Annotated in this window: 2 protein-coding genes and 1 pseudogene; 1 reads left to right on the top strand and 2 read right to left on the bottom strand. The window is 38.9% G+C overall.

The genetic code is table 11. The features are described 5' to 3' along the window. Positions 1-10: 10 nt before the first annotated feature. Positions 11-178, top strand: a pseudogene (locus ACYVTD_RS13610) (chorismate synthase); the annotation flags it as partial. Here the strand turns inward: ACYVTD_RS13610 and ACYVTD_RS13605 are convergent. Then, positions 121-543, bottom strand: a complete 423-nt coding sequence (locus tag ACYVTD_RS13605; protein ID WP_461248272.1) for a chorismate mutase — start codon at positions 541-543, stop codon at positions 121-123. The pseudogene ACYVTD_RS13610 and the gene ACYVTD_RS13605 sit on opposite strands and share 58 nt — an antisense overlap. Before the next feature lie 12 nt (positions 544-555). After that, positions 556-1,107 (bottom strand): chorismate synthase (locus tag ACYVTD_RS13600; RefSeq protein WP_461248271.1); only part of this gene is annotated, 552 nt, incomplete at its 5' end.

Raw genomic sequence — 1,107 nt, 5'->3', positions numbered from 1 at the left:
AGGCGCTCCAATTGCCGTCATAATTAAAAACAAAGACATAAAAAGCGAAGATTATGAAAATCTTAAAAGCATCATCCGTCCTTCCCACGCCGATTATCCTGCACATATAAAATTCAATGGCTACAACGATAAAATAGCTGGCGGACATTTCTCCGGCAGGCTCACAGCACCATTAGTAGTTCTCGGCAGCATATGCAAACAATATTTAAAATCCAAAAAAATCGAAATAGAAAGCTGTGATAATATTGAAGCGACAGTTGACTTGCCTGATCCCATTGGGCCGATTAGGGCGATTGATTTTCCTTTAAGGCGTTCTTTGATTTGTATGCGAGTGGAAGCGTCGATAATATATTCCAATAGTTCTTTTTCGTGCGCGGGCTTTGCGGTTAGGATTTCGGCTTCGCGTTCTTGTTGGAGCAAAGGTATGTCGTTTTGCATCTTGTATTGAGCGATAAATTCAGAAAATTCTATGCGCATATTATATAGCTCGAGGATGCGTTTGTCGATTATATCGATAGATTTTCTTGCCTCTTCTAGGTTCATAATATTCTCCTTTTAATCTAACAGCTTTAACAGCGCAAAAGACATCATAGATTCCGCGATTGGAGGAATTCTTAGTGCTATACAAGGGTCATGCCTGCCGGTAATTTTTAATTTAACGTTTTCTTTAGTTTTTAGGTTGATTGTATTTTGTTCTTTTGCGATGGATGGTGTTGGTTTAATTGTTATTCTAGCTATAATGTCTTCGCCGGTTGTTAACCCGCCTAAGACTCCGCCAGCGTTGTTTGTTTTTAGTTTAATTTGGTCATTTTCATAATAGTATTCATCGTTAACTTCGCTAGCAAGTTTGCCTGAAAAGTCTGCTCCTAATCCGAATTCAACAGCCTTGACCCCGCCGATGGAGAAGAGGTATGAAGAGATAATGCTTTCGGCGCTATCAAAATCGTAATTGCCTAGCCCTACAGGAAGATTTTTTGCAATTATTTCAACCTTGCCGCCTATGCTGTCGCCTGCTTGCTTTGCATTTTCAATCTGTTTTATTTGTGGTTCCAAAATGCTGCTTTCTATTTCGATTTTTTTGGATTTTAAATATTGTTTGCATATGCT

The organism is Treponema sp. R6D11 (assembly GCF_054786075.1).
The sequence above is the reverse complement of the archived record's forward strand: the minus strand, read 5'-3'. Positions and strand labels throughout refer to the sequence as shown.

Bases quoted from the DNA above. Each gene is read 5' to 3' on its own strand.
- ACYVTD_RS13605 (WP_461248272.1), bottom strand. From the start codon at position 543: ATGAACCTAGAAGAGGCAAGAAAATCTATCGATATAATCGACAAACGC.